Genomic DNA, 3,552 nt, shown 5'->3' with positions numbered 1-3,552 from the left:
GCTGTTTCTCTGCGTCCAAGACATTTGCCATGGCCGGCGAGGCTATCCGCCTCGCCCGCCTCAACGTCCTGGACGACTCCCCGTTCTATGGCCGGTTTTCAGGTGATCACGTATGGCCGCTTTTGGGTGTTCACCGAGGGCGAAATCGATGCGGAGAGGTGGAAAGCACTGGTAGCTGGCCCGGCGAGAACGAAACAACCGACCAATGCGAGCATGAACCACAAGCGACGCTGAAGTCCTCCGTTGGCAGCACGGGGCCCGAGGAGGACGCCGGCAAGATCCAACGCCGCGACGACCAGAAGTTCACCGGCAGGACCCATCGTGAGTTGCTCCGTCGTTCAACTCGTGGGGAGCCAGCCGAGGATGTCACCCTCGTATCACGATACACCGCCATGGGGAGACCTGGAACTCGTTTCGGCTCGCCTGGCACCTCGGGCTCCTCTTCGCTTCGGTTGAGCGCCCCAGGGACAAGAAAAAGAACCGGCGGATAGGAATTCCAACAGGGGATTCATGTCCGATAACGGGATGACTTGACAAGCACACCCACCGGGGGAGGTGAAGGACGGGTCGCTGACAGCGGGTCACGGTTCGTGCAGCCATCGCGAGGCTTCCCCCGGAAGCCCCGAGACCGTTCAGTTAGGCCGATCCGCGCATCCGTTCGAAGCGAATTCGGCGCAACACGCCCGATAGCGGGCCGTTGTCCCTTTCAATCAACAGGTTGCGAGACAAACTGAACGGTATTGGATCTAGCCAGGGCCGAACACTTCGAGCAGCGAAGCCTCGCCCGGGACGCCAATGCGCAACGGGAAACCGTAGAACCCGGTGCCCCGGTGCACATAGAGCCGGTTCCTGCCGAGACCGAAGAACCCGTGATCGGGCCAGCGGCTGCGAGAAAGCACTGTCCAATCGAGGCCAAAGCTGACCAGGCCGACCTGTCCGCCGTGGGTGTGCCCGGAGAGCACCAGATCAGCCTCGCCATCCGCGAGATCGGCAAAGCCCAACGGATCGTGGACGAGCCATAGGCGAAGGTGCCCCTCCCGCCGGGGGAAGCGCGCGGCCAGGGCACCGAGGCGTTCGGCACGCTCCTTCCGCGCCCAATCAGCCCCCACCAACTGGACCGGCCCGGCAGGGGTCAGCGCCACGGCCTCCTCATCCATCAACAGCTTCGCCCCGCAGGCCCGGAGAGCCGCGCGCACTTCTTCGGGCGCCTCGTGATCGTGGTTGCCGAAGATGGCGAAGCATCGGCCCTCAGCCGCTTTCAAGGGTTCGAGTGCCTTGGCCAGGGCACCTGCGGTGGCGTTGCCTTCCATCGTCAGAAGATCCCCGGTGATCAGCACCAGATCCGGCTGGTGGGCCAGGAGTTCTTCAATGCGAGCCCGCAGCCGATGGATCGGCTGCCAGGGGCCCAGGTGGGGATCGGCAATCTGAACCATGCGCAGTGGGCGCTCCAGGGTCGGCGGCGGTGGGCGCCGGACGTGCCGTTCGACCGGGAGACGAGAGGTCTCGGAGTAGATCCTACGATCCAGGACGATTCGCACGATCTCTCGCCGGAGGCCTAGGGAAGTGGCGACCGAGAGCGCGACAAGCGCGAGAGGGAACAGCCCAAGCCAGCCCAAGCCGCTGGCGAGGCCGGCAAAGCCCACCGCATCGGCACCCAGGCGCAGCGACTCCGTGATCAACAACCAGGGCCCGGCCACGGCGCCAAGCGCCAGGAAGGCCATTCCGGGCAGGGAGACCCCCCAGCGGAAAGTGCGGGGCCGGAGCCGTGCCTTCACCAGGGATGCGAAATGAAGCCCCGTCGCGAGCATTCCGTAGACGAACGCCCAGCCCACGCCCCAGCGAAGGCCATCGGGCATCTGAGCAGCGCTACGGGCGGCCAGGCCCAGGGCACCCGGGAAGGAGATCAACACCAGGACCAGCGCGAAGATCGCGTAGGTGCGGCCCCGGAAGCGCCCTGCGTAGAGCGGCAGGCCCACGCCGATGCCAAGGGCGAGGGAGGGGAGGAGCCAGGTGGGCGGGGCGAACATGAGCACCGCAGGGTAGTGGCCATTCGCCCCAGGCACCCGAGCCCGGCCCCAGGGTCGCTTCATTTGGGCATCACATGGCCGAGCTACCTCTTGCCGAGAAGGTTGGCGTACACCGAGCCAACACCTACCCCCGGAGGCCTTCCTCATGAACGACGTGCAGCGACTCGCTCCCCGCCCCGAGACCCACGAGATCCGTGTCCGCTTCGCTAGCCGAGCCTCCCTGGTGGCCGGCCTGACCCGCGCCCAGAAGGAGCCGTGGGTCGAGCGCGCTCGGATCGATCTTTCGAGCCGGGAACTCGTCCTGGCCATGGCGGGCGGCGACGGCCATGTCAGGACGGACAGCCACAGCCTCGTTCACCCGCACCTCCAGCTGGTCCCGGCCCTCGTGCAGGAAGGCGCTGCGGCCTAGGCCCACGCCCGCGAGCCCTGTTCGGCTGAGCCGGTAGGATGGGCGGATGGCCGAAGCCAACGCTCCCGACCCGACCGCCGTCCACACCTACCTCGCAGATCTCCAAGACCAGATCTGCGATGCCCTCGAACGCGAAGACGGCCGAGCCCGCTTCAGCCGCGAGGAACGGCCCGGCCCGGGTGGCGGCTTGGCGCGACCGCGTGCGCTTGCCGATGGGGCCGTGATCGAGAAGGCCGCCGTGCACTTCACCCACGCCAAGGGCCCCGGGCTGCCACCGGCGGCGACCGAACGGCGACCCGAGCTGGCCGGCGCACCCTTCGAAGCGGTCTCGCTCTCGATGATCGTCCACCCGCAAAACCCGTACGTCCCTGTCACCCACATGAACCTGCGCTGTTTCATCGCCACACCCGAAACCGGCGACGCGGTCTGGTGGGTAGGCGGTGGCTTCGACCTGACGCCGACCTACGGCTTCGAAGAAGACGTGGTGCACTGGCACCGCGTTGCCAGAGCCGCCTGCGCCCCCTTCGGCGACGAGACCTATCCGCGCTTCAAGGCCTGGTGCGACGAGTACTTCTTCCTCCCCCATCGAGAAGAAGCCAGAGGCGTGGGCGGCGTGTTCTTCGACGATCTCGTGCTACGCAATTTTCCGAATACCTTCGCCTTCCTCCGCAGCATCGGAGATCATTTCCTCCCCGCGTACCTGCCCCTCGTCCAGCGCCGCCGAAGCATGGACTTCGGCGACCGCGAGCGACAATTCCAGTTGCTGCGCCGCGGACGCTACGTCGAGTTCAACCTGGTCTACGATCGTGGCACGAAGTATGGCCTGCAATCCGGTCGCCGGGTGGAATCCGTTCTGGCCTCGATGCCCCCCCTGGTGCGCTGGGTCTACGATGCACAACCGCAGCCCGGCAGCCCGGAGGCCGAACTCGCCGAAACGTTCCTGAAACCCAGGGACTGGCTCGTGGGTCTACCGGAGGCCTAGCCTGAACTATGCACGAAAGTTGGCTGAGAAGCTGGCTTTCCAATGTTTCAGCGTGCCGCGCGGCGATTGACGCTGACGGATCTCGTTTTGGGTGGTCGATGCCCATTCCGTGGCGCGAATGCGGAGTGTGCTTC

The 3,552-nt window shown here is 66.0% G+C and carries 4 protein-coding genes; 2 read left to right on the top strand and 2 right to left on the bottom strand.

All coding sequences use genetic code 11. From position 1 onward, the window contains the following. Positions 1-98: 98 nt before the first annotated feature. Both GY937_20240 and GY937_20235 read right to left on the bottom strand, forming a co-directional pair. On the bottom strand, positions 99-320 hold the full coding sequence (locus tag GY937_20240; GenBank protein ID MCP5059041.1) for a hypothetical protein: 222 nt from the start codon (positions 318-320) through the stop codon (positions 99-101). Between the two features lie 426 nt (positions 321-746). Next, positions 747-2,027 carry a phosphodiesterase gene (locus GY937_20235; GenBank protein MCP5059040.1) on the bottom strand — a complete coding sequence of 427 codons (1,281 nt, stop codon included), beginning with the start codon at positions 2,025-2,027 and terminating at the stop codon, positions 747-749. Positions 2,028-2,172: 145 nt separating this feature from the next. On the opposite strand from GY937_20235, the gene GY937_20230 reads away from it, so the two are divergent. Continuing rightward, positions 2,173-2,436, top strand: coding sequence for a hypothetical protein (locus tag GY937_20230; GenBank protein ID MCP5059039.1), 264 nt, complete (start codon positions 2,173-2,175; stop codon positions 2,434-2,436). A gap of 46 nt (positions 2,437-2,482) precedes the next feature. Further along, a complete protein-coding gene (gene hemF / locus GY937_20225) occupies positions 2,483-3,418 on the top strand; it encodes an oxygen-dependent coproporphyrinogen oxidase (GenBank protein ID MCP5059038.1) in 936 nt (311 codons plus the stop codon). Positions 3,419-3,552: the final 134 nt, after the last annotated feature.

The sequence above is a fragment of the bacterium genome (genome assembly GCA_024228115.1).
Taxonomy (GTDB): Bacteria; Myxococcota_A; UBA9160; order UBA9160; family UBA6930.
Note: the sequence above shows the minus strand (reverse complement) of the source record. Positions and strands in the feature narration are given on the sequence as shown.

Coding starts and splice junctions, on each gene's coding strand:
- hemF (MCP5059038.1), top strand. CDS start 2,483: ATGGCCGAAGCCAACGCTCCCGACCCGACCGCCGTCCACACCTACCTC.
- GY937_20235 (MCP5059040.1), bottom strand. CDS start 2,027: ATGTTCGCCCCGCCCACCTGGCTCCTCCCCTCCCTCGCCCTTGGCATC.
- GY937_20230 (MCP5059039.1), top strand. CDS start 2,173: ATGAACGACGTGCAGCGACTCGCTCCCCGCCCCGAGACCCACGAGATC.
- GY937_20240 (MCP5059041.1), bottom strand. CDS start 320: ATGGGTCCTGCCGGTGAACTTCTGGTCGTCGCGGCGTTGGATCTTGCC.